Origin of the sequence: Streptomyces sp. R44 (assembly GCF_041053105.1) — a bacterium.
Classification (GTDB): domain Bacteria; phylum Actinomycetota; class Actinomycetes; order Streptomycetales; family Streptomycetaceae; genus Streptomyces.
In genome coordinates this window covers 4,712,676-4,727,772 of the sequence record NZ_CP163444.1, presented here as the reverse complement: position 1 = coordinate 4,727,772, position 15,097 = coordinate 4,712,676, and the positions used below count along the sequence as shown (strand labels likewise).

Genomic DNA, 15,097 nt, shown 5'->3' with positions numbered 1-15,097 from the left:
CAGGCCCTAGCTCCAGTCGCGGGACCGGCGGGTCCGCTTGGTCTCCGAGCGCTGTTTCTTCTCGCGCAGCCGGCGCTCGTTGATCCCGCGCGGGATCTTCGTCGGGCGGCGGGGCTTCGGCGGTGGGGCCGTCGCCTCGGCGAGGAGGGCCGCCAGGCGGACCGCGGCCGTCTCGCGGTTGCGCCACTGGGAGCGGTGCTCCGAGGCGCGGACCGTGACGACGCCGTTGACCAGGCGGGAGGCGAGCCGCTCCAGGGCGCGGGCCTTCCACACCTCGGGGAGCGCGTCGGTGGCCGCGAGGTCGAAGCGGAGCTCCACCTGGGAGTCGCTGGTGTTGACGTGCTGACCGCCCGGCCCCGACGACCGCGAGAAACGCCACTGGAGCTCGGCCTCGGGCAGCGAGACGGAGCCGCGGATGGGATACGGACCGGACATGCCCTCCATGTTCCCCGCAGGGGGCCGGAGGAGTCATCCTGTTTTCCCTCGGAGGCGGCCGGGAACCGACGGCCGCCGCAGCGCGTTTCTCCAGGCGAGCGACGACATCACGACGAAAGGGACTTTCCATGGCTGTGAGCCTGTCCAAGGGCGGCAACGTCTCCCTGACCAAGGAGGCCCCGGGCCTCGCCGCCGTCACCGTGGGCCTCGGCTGGGACGTCCGCACCACCACCGGCACCGACTTCGACCTCGACGCCTCGGCGATCGGCGTGGACGCCTCCGGGCGGGTCGCCTCCGACGCCCACTTCGTCTTCTTCAACAACAAGGCGACGCCGGACCAGACGATCGTGCACACCGGTGACAACCGCACCGGTGAGGGCGGCGGCGACGACGAGCAGATCAACGTCAACCTCGCGGCCCTCCCGCCGAACGTCGAGAAGATCGTCTTCCCGGTCTCCATCTACGACGCGGTGTCCCGCTCGCAGAACTTCGGCCAGGTGCGCAACGCGTACATCCGCATCGTGAACCAGGCCGGCGGCGCCGAGCTCGCCCGCTACGACCTCTCCGAGGACGCCGCCGTCGAGACGGCCATGGTCTTCGGCGAGCTGTACCGCAACGGCGCCGAGTGGAAGTTCCGCGCCGTGGGCCAGGGCTACGCCTCGGGTCTCGAAGGCATCGCCCGCGACTTCGGCGTCAGCATCTGACGCTTCGCCGCGAACGGCGCAGAGCCCCGGCCGGGATGCCCGCCGGGGCTCTACCCTGTGGCGCGTGATCGTCGAAGCCCTCCCGCACACGGAAGCGCACGCCCTCCCCGGCGAGCTGCTCACCGAGCTCACCGCGCTCTACGCCTCCAACGAGGAGTTCCAGCAGCTCAGCGGCGACTTCCCGGATCCGTCCGACATCCGGCCCGAGCAGGTCGCGGCCGCGCTCGCCGAGGAGCTCGCGCAGCCGACCGCCGAGGTGCTCCTGGCCCGCTCCGAGGGCCGGCTCGTCGCCGTCGCCATCACCCTGGGCCGCCACCCGGACCCGGCGGAGCCCGATCCGTGGCTGGGGCTGCTCATGGTCCACGGGGACGAGCGGCGCGCGGGGCACGGCCGCCGGCTCGCCGCGTACGTCGAGGACCGATTCCGCGCCGACGGCCGTACGGGGCTGCGGCTCGCCGTGCTGGAGAACAACCCGAAGGCGCTGGCCTTCTGGACGGCGCTCGGTTACGAGGAGACGGACCGCCGCCCGGACCTCGCGCACGGCCGGGCGTGCATCGTGATGCGGAAGTCCCTGGCCTGAGTCACGGCTTGGCGGGCTTCTCGTCGCCGTAGAGCCAGACGTCCCACAGCGCATCGAGGTCGCGGCCCGCCACGCTCTCCGCGTAGGCCGTGAAGTCGTCCGTGGTGGCGTTGGCGTGGCGGTACTTCGCGGCCCAGCCGCGCAGGATCTCGTCGAAGACGCGGTCGCCGACCGTCTGGCGCAGTTTGTGCAGGACCATCGCGCCCCGCTGGTACACGGGCGGGTCGAAGAGGTTTTCGGCGGCGGGCGGCGCGGCGGGCGGGAAGGCCCAGTTGGCGTCCTGGTCGAAGGCGCGCGCGAAGTGGGTCGACGCCGGGACGTGCTCGTACTCCTCGTCGTACAGCCACTCCCCGTACGTCGCGAAGCCCTCGTTCAGCCAGATGTCCTGCCAGCTCCCTGGCGTGACCGAGTTCCCGAACCACTGGTGGGCCTGCTCGTGGAGGAGGGTCGCCCGGTCGAAGGAGCCGGCCGGGAAGACGGGCCGGGTCTGGGTCTCCAGGGCGTAGCCGAGTGTCCCGTCCTTGGTGACGACGGCCCCGGCGGCGGAGAAGGGGTACGGACCGAAACGCTTCACCTGGCGGGCGAGGAGCTCGGGGATCTCGGCCCGCAGCGCGGCGCTGCCGGGCGCGACGGGGGACTCGGCGGCGGTGAGGACGGGCACGGTGCCGAGGGCGGTCGCCGTGCCCGTCTCGTACCGGCCGATCGCGACCGTCGCGAGGTAGCCGGCCATCGGCTCGTCGGTGTGCCACACGGTGGTGACGCGGCCGTCCTTCTCCGTCCGCCGCTCGGTCCTGACGCCGTTGGAGAAGCCGTCGAGTCCGGCGGGGAGGGTGAGCGCGAGGGTGTAGGTGGCCTTGTCGGAGGGGTGGTTGTTGCCGGGGAACCAGGTCATGGAGCCGGCCGGTTCGCCGACCGCGATCGCCCCGTCGGCGGTGCGCAGCCAGCCCTCCTTGGAGCCGTCGGCGTCGGTGAGCGGTTCGGGCACGCCCGTGTAGGTGACGGTGGCCTTGAACTCCTCGCCCTCGGCGAGCTCGTCGCGGGGGCGGAGGGTCAGCTCGTTCCCGGCCCGGTTGTACGCGGCGGGGGCGCCGTCGACGGTGGCGCCGCGCACGGTGAGTCCGGCGAGGTCGAGGTTGAAGGCGCTGAGGTCCTGGGTGGCGCGGGCGGTGATCTCGGCGGTGCCGTCGAGGCGGCCGGAGGCCGGGTCGTAGGCGAGGGTGAGGTCGTAGTGCCCGACGTCGTAGCCGCCGTTGCCGAGCTTCGGGAAGAGCGGGTCGCGCAGCCCGGCCGCGCCGGGGGTGCCGCGGACGCCGCCGGCGGCCTCGGTGCAGCCGCCCACCAGCAGGAGGAGGGCGGCGAGGGCGAGGGCTCCGGTCCGGCTGCGTTGTGCCACGTACCGATCTTAAGTGGTCAAAAACGAAAAAAGGCGGCGGCGCCCGGCGGGGGATCCGGGCGCCACCACCAGCTGGGGGCCTTACTCCGCGAGGGCGGCGACGCCGGCCTGCGCGAACTTCTCGTCCAGGTCGCCCGAGGGGGCACCCGCGACACCGATGCCCGCGATCGGCGCGCCCTTGGCGGTGACCGGGGCGCCACCGGCGAGGAAGAGGGTGCCGGGGATGTCCTTCAGGGTCGGCGCGTTGGCGAGACGGCCCGCGAGGACGGAGGTCGGGGCGTTCCAGGAGACGGCGGTGTACGCCTTCTTCTGGGCCGACTCGTAGGACTGCGGGCCGGCGCCGTCGCCGCGCAGGGTCACGAGGGTGTTGCCGTTGCGGTCGACGACCGCCACGGAGACCCGCTGGTTCTCCTTCTCGGCGGCGTCCAGGGTCGCCTGCGCGGCCTTCGTGGCGGCCTCGATCGTCAGGTGCGTCGTCTGCAGGGTGTTGCCGTTGCCCGCGTCGGCCGTGACGGCGGCGGGAGCGGCGGCCGGGGCGGCGGCGTTCGCGGAGACCACGCCGAAGGTACCGGCGGCGACGACAGCGGCGGCGGTGGCACCGAGGAGGATCTTCTTCATGAGGGACTCCGTAGAAGTGAGGAGGAGAGAGGGGAGGGGAGAGGAGAGGAGAAGCTGTCGAGCGGTTCGTTCCTTCGCTCTGCCTCGATCCTCCGGCCGGAACCGGCGCCCACCGGTCCACGGTCCGGCTGCCCTCCGCGCGCACACCGGACGACGGGTCTGTCAGCCGATCGGTTGATGCCCCCCTGGTCCCTCCGGGCCACCATGGACAGATACACGCAGGTCAGCAGGCAGGGAGGCGGCACGGTGACCCGGCCCACGGAACACGACCCGGACGCCCGCTGGCTGGCGCGGGTCATGCACATCGCCTTCTTCCTGCTGCTCGGCGCCTCCCTCGCCCGCTTCCTGCTGCGGCACGACTGGGAGACCCGCAGCCCCTGGATCATCGCCCTCACCGGCGCCCTCGCCTCCCTCTACCTGCTCGGGCCGGTGCTCGGCACCCGCGCCACCCCGCGCCGGATCGCCTGGCTGGGCACGGTCGTCGCCGTCTGGGTCGTCCTCGTCGTCCTCGCCCCCAGCTACGCCTGGTGCGCCGTGCCGCTCTTCTACACGGGCCTGCGCACCCTCCCGCCGCGCGCCGCCCTCGGCCTGGTCGCCCTGCTCACCGCCTTCGTCGTCTTCGCGCAGGTGCAGCTCTCGCACGGCGGCTGGGACCCCAACCTGATCGTCGCCCCGCCGGCCGTCGCCGCCCTCGCCACCGGCGTCTTCGTGTACTCCGACCGGCAGGCCGCCCACCAGCGGGCACTCATCGACGACCTGATCCGCACCCGGCGCGAACTCGCCGCGACCGAACGCCGCGAAGGCACCCTCGCCGAGCGCCAACGCCTGTCCATGGAGATCCACGACACCCTCGCGCAGGGCCTGTCGAGCCAGCAGATGCTGCTCCAGGCCGCGGACCGCACCTGGGACAGCGACCCGGTCACCGCCCGCCGGCACATCCGCACCGCCGAGTCCATCGCCGAACGCAACCTCGCCGAGGCCCGCCGCTTCGTGCAGGACCTCGCCCCCGCCGACCTCGCCGCCGGAGGCGGCCTTGAGGAGGCCCTGCGCGGTCTCGCCACCCGCGAGTCGGCGGCCTTCCGGATCGACGGCATCGCGGTGCCGCTGCCCGACCGCGTGCAGGCGGCGCTGCTGCGGATCGCCCAGGGCGCCCTCGCCAACATCCGCGAGCACGCCGGCGCCGAGTCCGCCGCCCTGACCCTCACCTACCTCGACGACCAGATCGTCCTCGACATCGCCGACGACGGCCGCGGCTTCGACCCGGCGCTCGCCCGCGAGCAGGCCGAACGCGGCCACGGTCTGCCGGCGATGCGGGTGCGCGCCCAGCAGCTGGGTGGCACCCTGACGGTCGAGTCCACCCCGGGCGAGGGCACGGTGCTCTCCGCCGCGATCCCGCTCTCCCTGGAGTCCTGATGTCCGTACGGATCCTCCTCTGCGACGACCACGTCGTCGTCCGCGCCGGCCTGCTCGCCCTGCTCGGCAGCACCCCGGACATCGAGGTGGTCGGCGAGGCGGGCAGCGGCGAGGAGGCCGTCGCCATGGCCGCGAAGCTGAAGCCGGACGTCGTCCTGATGGACCTCCAGCTCGGCGCGGGCATCGACGGCGTGGAGGCGACCCGGCGGATCGCACCCACCGGCGTCCACGTCCTGGTCCTCACCACGTACGACACGGACGCGGACATCACCCGGGCCATCGAGGCGGGCGCGACGGGCTACCTCCTCAAGGCCGAGCGGCCCGAGGAGCTGTTCGCCGCGATCCACTCCGCCGCGCAGGGCCGCACGGCCCTCTCCCCGCCGGTCGCCAGCCGGGTCATGGACCGCATGCGCGGCGCGGCCGGCCCGAGTCTGACGGACCGGGAACGGGACATCCTCGGCCAGCTCGGGCGGGGTCTCGGCAACCGGGAGATCGCGCGGGCCCTGTTCATCAGCGAGGCGACGGTGAAGACCCACCTGGGCCGGATCTACGCCAAGCTCGGCGTCGACACCCGCGCGGGCGCGGTCGCCGTGGCGAAGGAACGCCGCCTGCTGCCGTAACCCGTTGGGTGGGTACGGAGTGCCGTTCCCCCGCGCCGCACCGCCCCCACTGCTACCGTGCGTCGTCATTCGACCGCACGGTGTCATGTCTCAGTGGGAGCGCACGTGAAGCTCGCGATCGTCGGCGGCGGACCCGCCGGCCTCTACCTCTCGATCCTGCTGAAGCGGCAGGATCCGTCCCACGACATCGCCGTGTACGAGCGGAACCCCGCGGGCTCCACGTACGGCTGGGGCGTGACGTACTGGGCGGGGCTGCTCGACAAGCTGCGCGCGGGCGACCCCGAGTCCGCCGCCGCCGTCGCCGAGGCCTCCGTGACCTGGACCGACGGGGTCGCCATCGTCCGCGACGAGCGGACCGTCCACCGCGGCGACGCCGGTTTCGGCATCGGGCGGCGGCGGATGCTCGCGCTGCTCGCCGACCGGGCCGAGGAGCTCGGCGTACGCGTCGAGTTCGAGCACGACATCCAGGGCCCCGACGCCCCCGAACTGGCCGGCGCGGACCTGGTCGTCGCCGCCGACGGCGTCAACAGCGCCCTCCGCGAGGCCCACGCGGGCCACTTCGGCAGCGAGGTCACCAGCGGCCGCAACCAGTACATCTGGCTCGGCACCACCAAGGTCTTCGACTCCTTCAGCTTCGCCTTCAAGGAGACCGAGCACGGCTGGATCTGGTGCTACGCCTACGGGTTCAGCGGCGAGCGCTCGACCTGTGTCGTCGAGTGCTCCCCCGAGACCTGGACCGGCCTCGGTCTCGGCACGCTCGGCGAGGCCGACAGCCTGAACCTCCTGGAGAAGCTCTTCCACGACCTCCTCGACGGGCACGAGCTGATCGGCCGCGAGCGCGCCGACGACGCCGCCCAGTGGCTGACCTTCCGCACCCTCACCAACCGGGTCTGGCACCGCGGCAACCTCGTCCTCCTCGGCGACGCCGCCCACACCACGCACTACTCGATCGGCGCGGGCACCACCCTGGCCCTGGAGGACGCGCTCGCCCTCGCGGACGCCCTGCGCGCCCCCGGCGACCTGGACGCCGCCCTCACCGCGTACGGGAAGCGGCGGCGCGCCGAGCTCGTCTCCGCGCAGAGCGCCGCCCGCTACAGCGCCCAGTGGTACGAGAACCTGCCGCGCTACATGAGCCTGGAGCCGGCCAAGATGTTCGCGCTCCTCGGCCAACGCCACTCGCCGCTACTGCCGCACGTCCCGCCGCAGCTGTACTACCGGATCGACCGGGCCGCCGAGCAGCTGGAGGCGCTGCGGCGGCTCAAGCGCTGGCTCGGGCCGCGGGTGGCGCGGGCGGTGCACGGCCGCCGCTGACCCCGGTACGGGGGGTTCACACGTCGCGGCGGTGGACGGCCACGAACGCCACCGCCACGGCGCCCACCGCCCAGGCCGCGTACACCGTCCACGCCCCGCCCGCCGTCCACGGGTACTCGACCGGCACCGGCGACACCCCCACCTCCGTGAGCCGCTTCCACGCGCCCTGCGGCAGCGCGTGCAGCAACGTCGCGCCCCAGCGGTTGCGGTCGTCCATCAGCGCCGGCAGCAGGAGCAGCACCCCGGTGAGGGAGACGATCGTCGTGGCGGTGTGCCGGAGCAACGCCCCGAGGCCGAAGCCGGCGAGCGCGCAGACCGGCGCGAGGAGCGCCGACGCGGCGACGGCCCGCGGCACGCCCTCGTCGCCGAACGCCATGCCGACGCCCCGGCCGTCGAGCACGGTCTGCGTGGCCGCGAACGAGACGGCGGCGACCAGCGCCCCGTACACCAGCATCACGGCGGCGAGGACGAGCGTCTTCGCGGCGACGACGGAGCGGCGGGCCGGGACGGCCGCGAAGGTCGTACGGATCTGCCCGGTCCCGTACTCGCCGACGATCACGAGCGCGCCGATGGAGCCGGTCGCGAGGGTGAACACCATGGCCCCGCCGAGCGTGAACGCGTCCCGCATCGCCCAGATCGGCACGAACAGCTCCCTGATGCCGTCCGGGTAGTGCGGGTAGTTGCGGTAGTCGGCGAGGGTCGCGTTGAGGTTGACGCCGAGGGCGGCGACGGCGCCGACGGCGAAGGCCCAGGGAGTGGAGCGCAGGGACCACAGCTTGATCCACTCGGCGGCGAGGAGGTCACGGAAACGGGCGGCGGCGGGCATCAGCGGTACTCCACACTGTCGGCGGTGAGCTCCATGAACGCCTCTTCCAGGGAGGAGGCGCGCGGGGTGAGCTCGGCGAGCGGGACGCCGTGCCGGAAGGCGAGGACACCGATCCGGTCCGCGTCGATCCCGGTCACGGCGAGTCCGCCTGCTTCCCCGCGTACGGTCGCGCCCTCGGCCCGCAGGGCGGCGGCGAGGCCCGGGGCGGCGGCCGGGTCGGCGGCCCGCACGGTCACGCTCCGGCGGGTGCCGCGGGCGGCGAAGTCGGCCACGCTCTCGGCGGCGATGAGCCGGCCGCGGCCGATGACGACGAGGTCGTCGGCGGTGTGCTCCATCTCGCTCATCAGATGGCTGGAGACGAACACCGTGCGGCCCTCGGCGGCGAGCCGCCGGAACAGCCCCCGGGCCCACCGCACGCCCTCCGGGTCGAGACCGTTGACCGGCTCGTCGAAGAGCAGCACGGGAGGGTCGCCGAGCAGCGCGGCGGCGATGCCGAGGCGCTGCCGCATGCCGAGCGAGTAGCCGCCGATCCGCCGCGCGGCGGCTCCCGCGAGCCCGACCTCCTCCAGGACCTCGGCGGCCCGGCGGCGCGGAATGCCGTTGGTGCGGGCGAGCGCGGCGAGATGTGCCTCGGCGGTCCGGCCGCCGTGCACGTCGTGCGCGTCGAGCAGCGCCCCGACGTGCCGCAGCCCCCGCGGCAGCTCCCGGAACCGCCGCCCGCCGACGGTGGCGGTCCCGGAGGTCGGCTCGTTCAGCCCCAGGATCAGCCGCAGGGTCGTGGACTTGCCGGCGCCGTTGGGCCCGAGGAATCCGGTGACGCGGCCGGGTCTCACGGAGAAGGTGAGACGGTCCACGGCGGGGCGGGGGCCGGCGGGGACGGCGGCGGCGAGATCCCGGCCGCCGGCAGCGAGGTCCGCGCCGGCCGCGGCGGGGGCCTCGCCGTCGGCGCCATGGGCCGTACCGGCGGCGGGGCGGCCCCCGAGGCGGGACCGGGCCGGCGGACGAGACCGGCCCGCCGGCCGGGACCGGGCCGGGCGGCCGTAGTGCTTGGTCAGTTCGTGGACTTCGATCATGCGACCCACGGTCGCGGGCCCGCACCCCCCGGCACATCGGCTCGGCGGCCACAAGCGGCGCCCCGGGATGGCCCGGGGGCGTACTCCCGCGGGCCGATGTGCCGGCGGGCGTCCGCGCCTACGATCACGATCATGACCGCCACCACCCCCACCGAGAGGCCGTCCAGCGGGCGGGTGCCGGCGGCCCTCGCCTGGGGCGCGGCCGTCGCCCACCCCTTCCTGCTCCTGAGCGCGATCCAGGCCGGCCCGTACCGCTCCACCGGGCTGCGGCTCTTCCTCACCGCCGTCACCGTGGGCCTCACCCTGCCCCTGGCGCGCCGCAACCCGCTCGCGGCCCTCGGACTGCTGCTCGCGGGACTGTTCGCTGCGGCGACCACCCGCCCCGACGCCGTACTCCTCTACCTCCCGGTGCTCGCCGCCGACGCCGTCGTGGGCCGGATCGCCGCCGCGCGCCCGCTCCGGGTCCTGCTGCCCGCCGCCCTCGGCGCGCTCGCCGTGCAGATCGCGGCCGCGACCTACACGACCTCCGGGCAGAACGTCTTCGTCAGCACGGTCACGGCCCTCGCGCTCGCCCTGCTCACCGCCGGGCTCCTCGGCCGGTCCGTACGCGAACGACGCAGCCACGCCGCGGAGTTGCGTGCCGCGACCACCGCCGAAGCCGTCGCCGCCGAACGGCTGCGGATCGCCCGCGAGCTGCACGACCTCGTCGCCCACAGCATCGGCGTCATCGCCATCCAGGCGGGCGTCGGCCGACGGGTCATCGAGACCCAGCCCGCCGAGGCCCGCAACGCGCTCGCCACCATCGAGACCACCAGCCGGGAGACCCTCGCCGGTCTGCGCCGCACCCTGGGCGCGCTGCGGGGCGCCGCCGACGGCGGCCGTCCGGCCCCGCGCGACCCGGCGCCGGGCCTCGCCGACCTCGAACGGCTGGCCGCGTCGACGGCGGACGCGGGGGTGCGGGTCGCACTGCGGCGCCTCGGCAACCCGGACGGCGCGCTCCCGCCGGAGGTCGACCTCGCCGCGTACCGGATCGTGCAGGAGGCCCTCACCAACGTCGTCCGCCACGCGGCCACCCCCACCTGCCGGGTGACGGTGGAGCGGCGCACGGACACCCTGCTCGTCGAGATCGCCGACGAGGGCCGCGGCGCGCCCGGCGGGGAGGCGGGCGCGGGCGGGTACGGCCTGCTCGGGATGCGCGAACGCGCCGAACTCCTCGGCGGCAGCCTCACGGCGGGGCCCCGCCCCGGAGGCGGCTTCCACGTGACGGCACTGCTGCCGCTTCCGGAAGGGACCCCGACCTCGTGAACCGCCTGATCCGCGTCCTCCTCGTCGACGACCAGCCGCTGGTACGGGCCGGGCTGCGCGTCCTGATGGCCGACACCCCCGACATCGAGGTCGCCGGCGAGGCGGGCACCGGCACGGAGGCGGTCGCCCTGGCCCGGGAGCTGGGTCCCGACGTGGTGGTGATGGACGTCCGGATGCCCGGCATGGACGGCATCGAGGCCACCCGGATCGTCACGGGGGCGGGCCCCGGCGCGCCGCGGGTCCTCGTCCTCACGACCTTCGACGACGACGAGTACGTGTACGGGGCGCTGCGCTCCGGCGCGAGCGGCTTCCTGGTGAAGGACATGGCGCTCGACGACATCCTCGCCGCGGTCCGGGTGGTGGCCGCCGGCGACGCCCTGATCGCCCCGGGCGTGACGCGCCGGCTGATCGGGGAGTTCGCGGCCCGGCCGGAGCCCGCGCGCCGGCCGCCCCGCGGGCTCCACGGGGTCACCGAGCGCGAACGGGAGGTCCTCACCCTCGTCGGCCGGGGTCTGTCGAACGGCGAGATCGCGGAACGGCTCCACATCAGCGCGGCGACGGCGAAGGCGCACGTGGCCCGCCTCTTCTCGAAGCTGGACGCGCGGGACCGGGTGCAGCTGGTGATCGTGGCGTACGAGGCGGGCCTGGTGCCATGACACCATCGGTCCCGTGCTCGACATCGGCTACTCCCTCTCGCGTCGCTTCCCCGACCCCCCGCAGACCGACTACCGGCGCGCGGACGTCCACGCGCTGCGCCACGACCTGTTCTGCGGGGACGTGTACCTCGCCGACACCGAGGCGGACCGCGAGGTGTCCACAGCCTGGGGATGGGTGCCGGTCCTCGACTTCGCGTGGGCGCTGTGCGACATCGTCGAGCAGCTGGACCAGGACCCGCGGGGCAGCCGGGCGGCGCAGCCGCAGTACGCGGAGCTCGACTTCACCGAGTCCACGGACCGGATGCTCTTCGAGCGCCGCTTCGGGTGGGTGGACGTCGAGGCGGACTGGATGCCGGGGGAGGAGCCGCCGGTCACGTTCAACCACGCGGAGCTGCGGCGCGAGGCGCGGGACTTTCTGCACGACCTGATCGAGGACCTCACGGACATGCACGAGGGCCTGGCCGACAACCCCACGATCTGGACCCTCCAGTCCCGCTTCCCCCGCCTCCCGTAGGCGCCGGCCGTTGTGGGTATGCGTTCCGCCGGGGCGGAACGGGTGGGCACAACGGAACGGCGCCCTTGCCGGCGCCCGAGGCTCCCGCGCCTGAACCCGCACCGCTGGTGACGGCGAGGTCGTGGTGCGGGTCAGGGCACGGAACGCGGAGGCGCCGCGAGGGCGCGCCGCCCCGTGTGCCCACCCGTCCCGCCCTGCGGGACGCCTGCCCACACGGCGGTGGGCCGGGGCACCGCCCAACACAGGCGCGGGCGCACGCCGCGCGAAAGCACCGCCCCCCACCGCAAGGCGCGGACTCAGTCCTCCACCCGTACCCCCAGCCGCGCCGCCAGCACCGGTGCCAGGTCCAGCAGCTGGGCCGTGGAGATCACCGCGCCGGACAGCGAATCCACACCCCCCGCGATCTCAAGACGATGCGCACCCCGCAGGTCCACGTCCTTGAGGCGCGCCCCCGTGAAGTCCGCCCCCGTGAGCGCGCAGTCCACGAACTCGACCCGCTCCAGCGCCGCGCCCCCGAAGTCCGGTTCGCTCAAAACGCAGCCCTCGAAGACGACGTCCTTCAGCTTCGCCGCCCGCAGGTTCAGGTAGTCGATCTTGCCGCCCCGCACGACGACCCGCTCCAGGACCGCCCCGTGCAGCTGCGTCCCGCCGAGCCGCGCCTCCACGAGCTCCACGTCCCGCAGCTGCGCCCCGGCGAGCTCGGTCCCCACTCCCCGTACCCCCGTGAGCACCGAGTCGAGGAACCGCGCCGCCGTGAGCCGCGCCCCGTCGAGCCCGCAGTCGCGCAGCGCGCAGTCCAGGAACCGGGCCCCCTCGCCCGACTGGCCCGTCAGGTCGAGCCCGGCCAGTTCGAGGCCGTCGTAGTCCCCGTCCGGTTCGAGCCCGCCTCCGTACGCCTCCAGGGGAGGCAGCCGCACCTCCGGCCGTCGTGCCCCCGCCACCTTCTTCTTCCGGTTCCCGGTCGTCGCCATGCCCCCCATCGTGAGGTACGCCACTGACAACGCCCCCGATGTCACATCCGCGACCCCGCCCGCCGTCCCCCGTACGAGACCTTCACGAAGGAGACGGACATGCGGAAGCTCACGATCATCGGCGGCGGTTTCGCCGGACTGACCGCCGCCATCACGGCCGCCGAGGCCGGCACCGAGGTGACCCTCCACGAGGCGCACCGGACGCTCGGCGGCCGGGCCCGCACGGCCGACGGCCCGTACCGCACCAACGAGGGCCCGCACGCGCTCTACAACGGCGGCCCCCACTGGACCTGGCTCAAGCAGCGCGGCCTCATCGGCCCCCTGGCCGCGCTGCCGCCCGCCGAGGCCGTCCGCTTCCGCGTGCACCTCGACGGCGCCGTGCGCCGCATCCCGCCGCTCGCCCTGTTCCGTCAGGCCCGCCGCAACCCCGAACAGGCCCCCGTCGAACTCGACTTCCGCACCTGGGTCACCGGTCTCGCGGGCGAGCGCACCGCGCGCGTGGCCGCCGCGTACAGCGGGGTCGCGCTCTTCCACCACGACCCGGGCTCCCTCTCGGCCCGTTTCGTGCAGGAGCGGCTGCACCGGGCCACCGCCCTGCCGCCCGAGGCGCACTACATCCGGGGCGGCTGGGGCGAGCTGATCGAGCGGATGGCCACGCGCGCGCGTGAGCTCGGCGTACGGATCGAGACCTCGTCCCGGATCGACGCCCTTCCGGTCGGCGGCGGGCCGGTGATCGTCGCGACCGCGCTGCCCGCCGCCGCCCGGCTCCTCGGCGACCCGTCGCTGACCTGGGAGAGCGGTCGTACGGTCCTGTTCGACCTGGCGCTGCGGACCCGGAAGGGCGATCCGTTCGTGGTCTCCGACCTGGACGCACCCGGCTGGATCGAGCGGTACACGGCGCAGGACACGTCGCTGGCGCCGGCCGGGCAGCAGCTGATCCAGGCGCAGTTGCCGATCGGGCCCGAGGCGTCGAAGGCGGACGGCGTCGCCCACGGCGAGCGGCTGCTCGACCTCGGTTTCCCGGGCTGGCGCGAGCGGACGGTGTGGCGGCGGGAGTCCGTCTCCCAGGGCCGTACGGGCGCGGTGGACCGCCCGGGCACGACCTGGCGCGACCGGCCGGCCGTCGACCGGGGCGACGGGGTGTACCTGGTGGGCGATCAGGTGGCGGCGCCGGGCGTGCTGGCGGAGGTGTCGTTCACGAGCGCGGTCGAGGCGGTGTCGCTCGCCCTGCGCGCGGACCTCGTGGACCGCCACCACAAGCACGGCCTTGACCTCAAGCACGCTTGAGGTCCGAGGGTGGAGCAGTCCACCCGTACGACGACAGGGGAACCGTCATGCACGCCATCCGCCTCCACGCCTTCGGCCCCGCCGAGAACCTCGGCTACGAGGAGACACCCGACCCCGTGCCGGGCCCCGGCCAAGTCCGTGTCCGGGTCGCGGCGGCCGGCGTGCACCTCCTCGACACCGCGCTCCGCGAGGGCGCCACGGGCCCCTTCCCCGCGCCCACCCCGCTCCCCACGATCCCCGGCCGCGAGGTCGCCGGCACCGTCGACGCCCTCGGCGAGGGCACCGACCCGGTCTGGCTCGGCCGGCGGGTCGTCGCACACCTCGGCATGAACCCCGGCGGCTACGCCGAACTCGCCGTCACCGACGCCGCCCGCCTGCACGCCCTGCCCGACCACCTCGGCGAGGCGGAGGCCGTCGCCATGATCGGCACCGGCCGCACGACCCTCGGCATCCTGGGCTTCACCGAGCTCGGCCCCGACTCGGTCGCGATCGTCCCGGCCGCCGCCGGCGGCATCGGCACCCTCCTCGTCCAGTACGCCAAGAACGCCGGCGCGACCGTCGTCGGCCTCGCCGGCGGCCCCGCGAAGACCGCCCTCGTCGAGGCGAACGGCGCGGACCTGGCCGTCGACTACAAGCAGCCGGACTGGCCGGAGAAGGTCCGCGCGTACCTCGACTCCGTGGGCAGGGAGGCCACCGTCGTCTTCGACTCGGTCGGCGGCGACACCGGGCGCGCCGCCGTCGACCTGCTCGGCAAGGGCGGACAGCACCTGGTCTTCGGCTGGTCCGGCGCCGGACTCCACGACGGCGAACCGCTCACCTTCACCGAGGAGGAGCTCACCGCCCGCGGCATCACCTCGGAGTCCGTCCTCGGCCCCGTCATGATCCAGAAGGCGGGCGGCGACATCCGTACGCTCGAACTCGCCGCCCTGGACGCCGCGTCCACCGGGACGCTGCGCCCTGCGGTCCACCGCTTCCCGCTCGCGGAGGCGGCGGAGGCCCACCGTGCCCTGGAGAACCGGGGCACGACGGGCAAGGTGGTGCTGGTCCCGTAAGGGTCAGACGCCGAGGACGTCCCAGGAGTGCGCCTTGAACTCCTTGGTGAAGTCGGGGTGGTCCTCCCACATCCGGGCGATGGAGCGCAGCACGTCCCAGTTGTGCTCCAGCGCCTGGTCGACGACCTGCCGCAACTCCGGAGCCGTCTCCCGCTTCTCCACGAGTCCGTTCACCTGCGACGCGGCCTGCACGGTGTAGCGCAGGGCGCGCAGCGCCCGCGACGTGTCGTCCATGCCGAACCCGTGGTCGCTCCCGTTGGCGGGGTCGAAGAGGGGGGTCAGCCGCGCCTCGATGAAGCCGGTGATCCGCTGGAACCGCTGCTCAATGTCCATGCCCCC

Annotated in this window: 17 protein-coding genes; 10 read left to right on the top strand and 7 right to left on the bottom strand. The window is 74.3% G+C overall.

Annotation, left to right across the window (positions count from 1 at the left end):
* Nucleotides 1-6 precede the first annotated feature (6 nt).
* Nucleotides 7-444 carry an alternative ribosome rescue aminoacyl-tRNA hydrolase ArfB gene (gene arfB, locus AB5J54_RS22025; RefSeq protein ID WP_369145616.1) on the bottom strand — a complete coding sequence of 146 codons (438 nt, stop codon included), beginning with the start codon at nucleotides 442-444 and terminating at the stop codon, nucleotides 7-9.
* A gap of 119 nt (nucleotides 445-563) precedes the next feature.
* Here arfB and AB5J54_RS22020 point away from each other — a divergent pair, with 119 nt between their 5' ends.
* The gene (locus AB5J54_RS22020) at nucleotides 564-1,139 is read left to right on the top strand and encodes a TerD family protein (RefSeq protein ID WP_369145615.1); all 576 of its coding nucleotides are present in this window, start codon (nucleotides 564-566) and stop codon (nucleotides 1,137-1,139) included.
* Between the two features lie 64 nt (nucleotides 1,140-1,203).
* The gene (locus AB5J54_RS22015; RefSeq protein WP_369145614.1) at nucleotides 1,204-1,719 is read left to right on the top strand and encodes a GNAT family N-acetyltransferase; all 516 of its coding nucleotides are present in this window, start codon (nucleotides 1,204-1,206) and stop codon (nucleotides 1,717-1,719) included.
* A 1-nt stretch (nucleotide 1,720) separates the two neighbouring features.
* On the opposite strand, the gene AB5J54_RS22010 is transcribed toward AB5J54_RS22015, so the two are convergent.
* Nucleotides 1,721-3,112 (bottom strand): M1 family metallopeptidase, encoded by a 1,392-nt coding sequence (locus tag AB5J54_RS22010; RefSeq protein WP_369145613.1) that lies wholly within the window; start codon nucleotides 3,110-3,112, stop codon nucleotides 1,721-1,723.
* A gap of 81 nt (nucleotides 3,113-3,193) precedes the next feature.
* Nucleotides 3,194-3,730 carry a heme-binding protein gene (locus tag AB5J54_RS22005; RefSeq protein ID WP_369145612.1) on the bottom strand — a complete coding sequence of 179 codons (537 nt, stop codon included), beginning with the start codon at nucleotides 3,728-3,730 and terminating at the stop codon, nucleotides 3,194-3,196.
* A gap of 246 nt (nucleotides 3,731-3,976) precedes the next feature.
* Here AB5J54_RS22005 and AB5J54_RS22000 point away from each other — a divergent pair, with 246 nt between their 5' ends.
* From AB5J54_RS22000 to AB5J54_RS21990, 3 genes are all read left to right on the top strand, one after another.
* On the top strand, nucleotides 3,977-5,143 hold the full coding sequence (locus AB5J54_RS22000; RefSeq protein ID WP_369145611.1) for a sensor histidine kinase: 1,167 nt from the start codon (nucleotides 3,977-3,979) through the stop codon (nucleotides 5,141-5,143).
* Nucleotides 5,143-5,763: a response regulator transcription factor gene (locus AB5J54_RS21995; RefSeq protein ID WP_015035223.1), complete on the top strand. Its 621-nt coding sequence runs from the start codon at nucleotides 5,143-5,145 to the stop codon at nucleotides 5,761-5,763. The genes AB5J54_RS22000 and AB5J54_RS21995 overlap by 1 nt, the downstream gene beginning before the upstream one ends.
* A 105-nt stretch (nucleotides 5,764-5,868) precedes the next feature.
* Entirely contained in the window at nucleotides 5,869-7,074 is a 1,206-nt protein-coding gene (locus tag AB5J54_RS21990) for an FAD-dependent monooxygenase (protein ID WP_369145610.1), read from the top strand.
* A gap of 16 nt (nucleotides 7,075-7,090) precedes the next feature.
* Here AB5J54_RS21990 and AB5J54_RS21985 read toward each other — a convergent pair whose 3' ends face one another.
* Nucleotides 7,091-7,900, bottom strand: a complete 810-nt coding sequence (locus tag AB5J54_RS21985; RefSeq protein WP_369145609.1) for an ABC transporter permease subunit — start codon at nucleotides 7,898-7,900, stop codon at nucleotides 7,091-7,093.
* The gene (locus AB5J54_RS21980; protein WP_369145608.1) at nucleotides 7,900-8,973 is read right to left on the bottom strand and encodes an ABC transporter ATP-binding protein; all 1,074 of its coding nucleotides are present in this window, start codon (nucleotides 8,971-8,973) and stop codon (nucleotides 7,900-7,902) included. Before AB5J54_RS21980 ends, AB5J54_RS21985 begins: the two co-directional genes overlap by 1 nt.
* Nucleotides 8,974-9,105: 132 nt before the next feature.
* Between AB5J54_RS21980 and AB5J54_RS21975 the strand changes: the two genes are divergently transcribed.
* The 3 genes from AB5J54_RS21975 to AB5J54_RS21965 are packed head-to-tail and all read left to right on the top strand — an operon-like array spanning nucleotide 9,106 to nucleotide 11,448.
* Nucleotides 9,106-10,278 (top strand): sensor histidine kinase, encoded by a 1,173-nt coding sequence (locus AB5J54_RS21975; RefSeq protein ID WP_369145607.1) that lies wholly within the window; start codon nucleotides 9,106-9,108, stop codon nucleotides 10,276-10,278.
* Nucleotides 10,275-10,934, top strand: coding sequence for a response regulator (locus AB5J54_RS21970; protein ID WP_369145606.1), 660 nt, complete (start codon nucleotides 10,275-10,277; stop codon nucleotides 10,932-10,934). Before AB5J54_RS21975 ends, AB5J54_RS21970 begins: the two co-directional genes overlap by 4 nt.
* A gap of 13 nt (nucleotides 10,935-10,947) precedes the next feature.
* Nucleotides 10,948-11,448, top strand: a complete 501-nt coding sequence (locus AB5J54_RS21965; RefSeq protein WP_369145605.1) for a hypothetical protein — start codon at nucleotides 10,948-10,950, stop codon at nucleotides 11,446-11,448.
* 296 nt (nucleotides 11,449-11,744) lie between these two features.
* On the opposite strand, the gene AB5J54_RS21960 is transcribed toward AB5J54_RS21965, so the two are convergent.
* Nucleotides 11,745-12,419 carry a pentapeptide repeat-containing protein gene (locus AB5J54_RS21960; RefSeq protein ID WP_369145604.1) on the bottom strand — a complete coding sequence of 225 codons (675 nt, stop codon included), beginning with the start codon at nucleotides 12,417-12,419 and terminating at the stop codon, nucleotides 11,745-11,747.
* 99 nt (nucleotides 12,420-12,518) lie between these two features.
* On the opposite strand from AB5J54_RS21960, the gene AB5J54_RS21955 reads away from it, so the two are divergent.
* Together AB5J54_RS21955 and AB5J54_RS21950 are read left to right on the top strand one after the other, a co-directional pair.
* The gene (locus AB5J54_RS21955) at nucleotides 12,519-13,706 is read left to right on the top strand and encodes an NAD(P)-binding protein (protein WP_369145603.1); all 1,188 of its coding nucleotides are present in this window, start codon (nucleotides 12,519-12,521) and stop codon (nucleotides 13,704-13,706) included.
* Between the two features lie 47 nt (nucleotides 13,707-13,753).
* Nucleotides 13,754-14,758: a zinc-binding dehydrogenase gene (locus AB5J54_RS21950; RefSeq protein ID WP_369145602.1), complete on the top strand. Its 1,005-nt coding sequence runs from the start codon at nucleotides 13,754-13,756 to the stop codon at nucleotides 14,756-14,758.
* A 3-nt stretch (nucleotides 14,759-14,761) separates the two neighbouring features.
* On the opposite strand, the gene AB5J54_RS21945 is transcribed toward AB5J54_RS21950, so the two are convergent.
* Nucleotides 14,762-15,091: a hypothetical protein gene (locus AB5J54_RS21945; RefSeq protein WP_369145601.1), complete on the bottom strand. Its 330-nt coding sequence runs from the start codon at nucleotides 15,089-15,091 to the stop codon at nucleotides 14,762-14,764.
* Nucleotides 15,092-15,097 lie beyond the last annotated feature (6 nt).

Excerpts from the sequence above, each read along its gene's own strand:
- AB5J54_RS21960 (WP_369145604.1), bottom strand. The coding sequence starts at position 12,419 with ATGGCGACGACCGGGAACCGGAAGAAGAAGGTGGCGGGGGCACGACGG.
- AB5J54_RS21985 (WP_369145609.1), bottom strand. The coding sequence starts at position 7,900 with ATGCCCGCCGCCGCCCGTTTCCGTGACCTCCTCGCCGCCGAGTGGATC.
- AB5J54_RS21950 (WP_369145602.1), top strand. The coding sequence starts at position 13,754 with ATGCACGCCATCCGCCTCCACGCCTTCGGCCCCGCCGAGAACCTCGGC.
- AB5J54_RS21995 (WP_015035223.1), top strand. The coding sequence starts at position 5,143 with ATGTCCGTACGGATCCTCCTCTGCGACGACCACGTCGTCGTCCGCGCC.
- AB5J54_RS21980 (WP_369145608.1), bottom strand. The coding sequence starts at position 8,973 with ATGATCGAAGTCCACGAACTGACCAAGCACTACGGCCGCCCGGCCCGG.
- AB5J54_RS22020 (WP_369145615.1), top strand. The coding sequence starts at position 564 with ATGGCTGTGAGCCTGTCCAAGGGCGGCAACGTCTCCCTGACCAAGGAG.
- AB5J54_RS21945 (WP_369145601.1), bottom strand. The coding sequence starts at position 15,091 with ATGGACATTGAGCAGCGGTTCCAGCGGATCACCGGCTTCATCGAGGCG.
- AB5J54_RS22005 (WP_369145612.1), bottom strand. The coding sequence starts at position 3,730 with ATGAAGAAGATCCTCCTCGGTGCCACCGCCGCCGCTGTCGTCGCCGCC.
- AB5J54_RS21975 (WP_369145607.1), top strand. The coding sequence starts at position 9,106 with ATGACCGCCACCACCCCCACCGAGAGGCCGTCCAGCGGGCGGGTGCCG.
- AB5J54_RS21955 (WP_369145603.1), top strand. The coding sequence starts at position 12,519 with ATGCGGAAGCTCACGATCATCGGCGGCGGTTTCGCCGGACTGACCGCC.
- arfB (WP_369145616.1), bottom strand. The coding sequence starts at position 444 with ATGGAGGGCATGTCCGGTCCGTATCCCATCCGCGGCTCCGTCTCGCTG.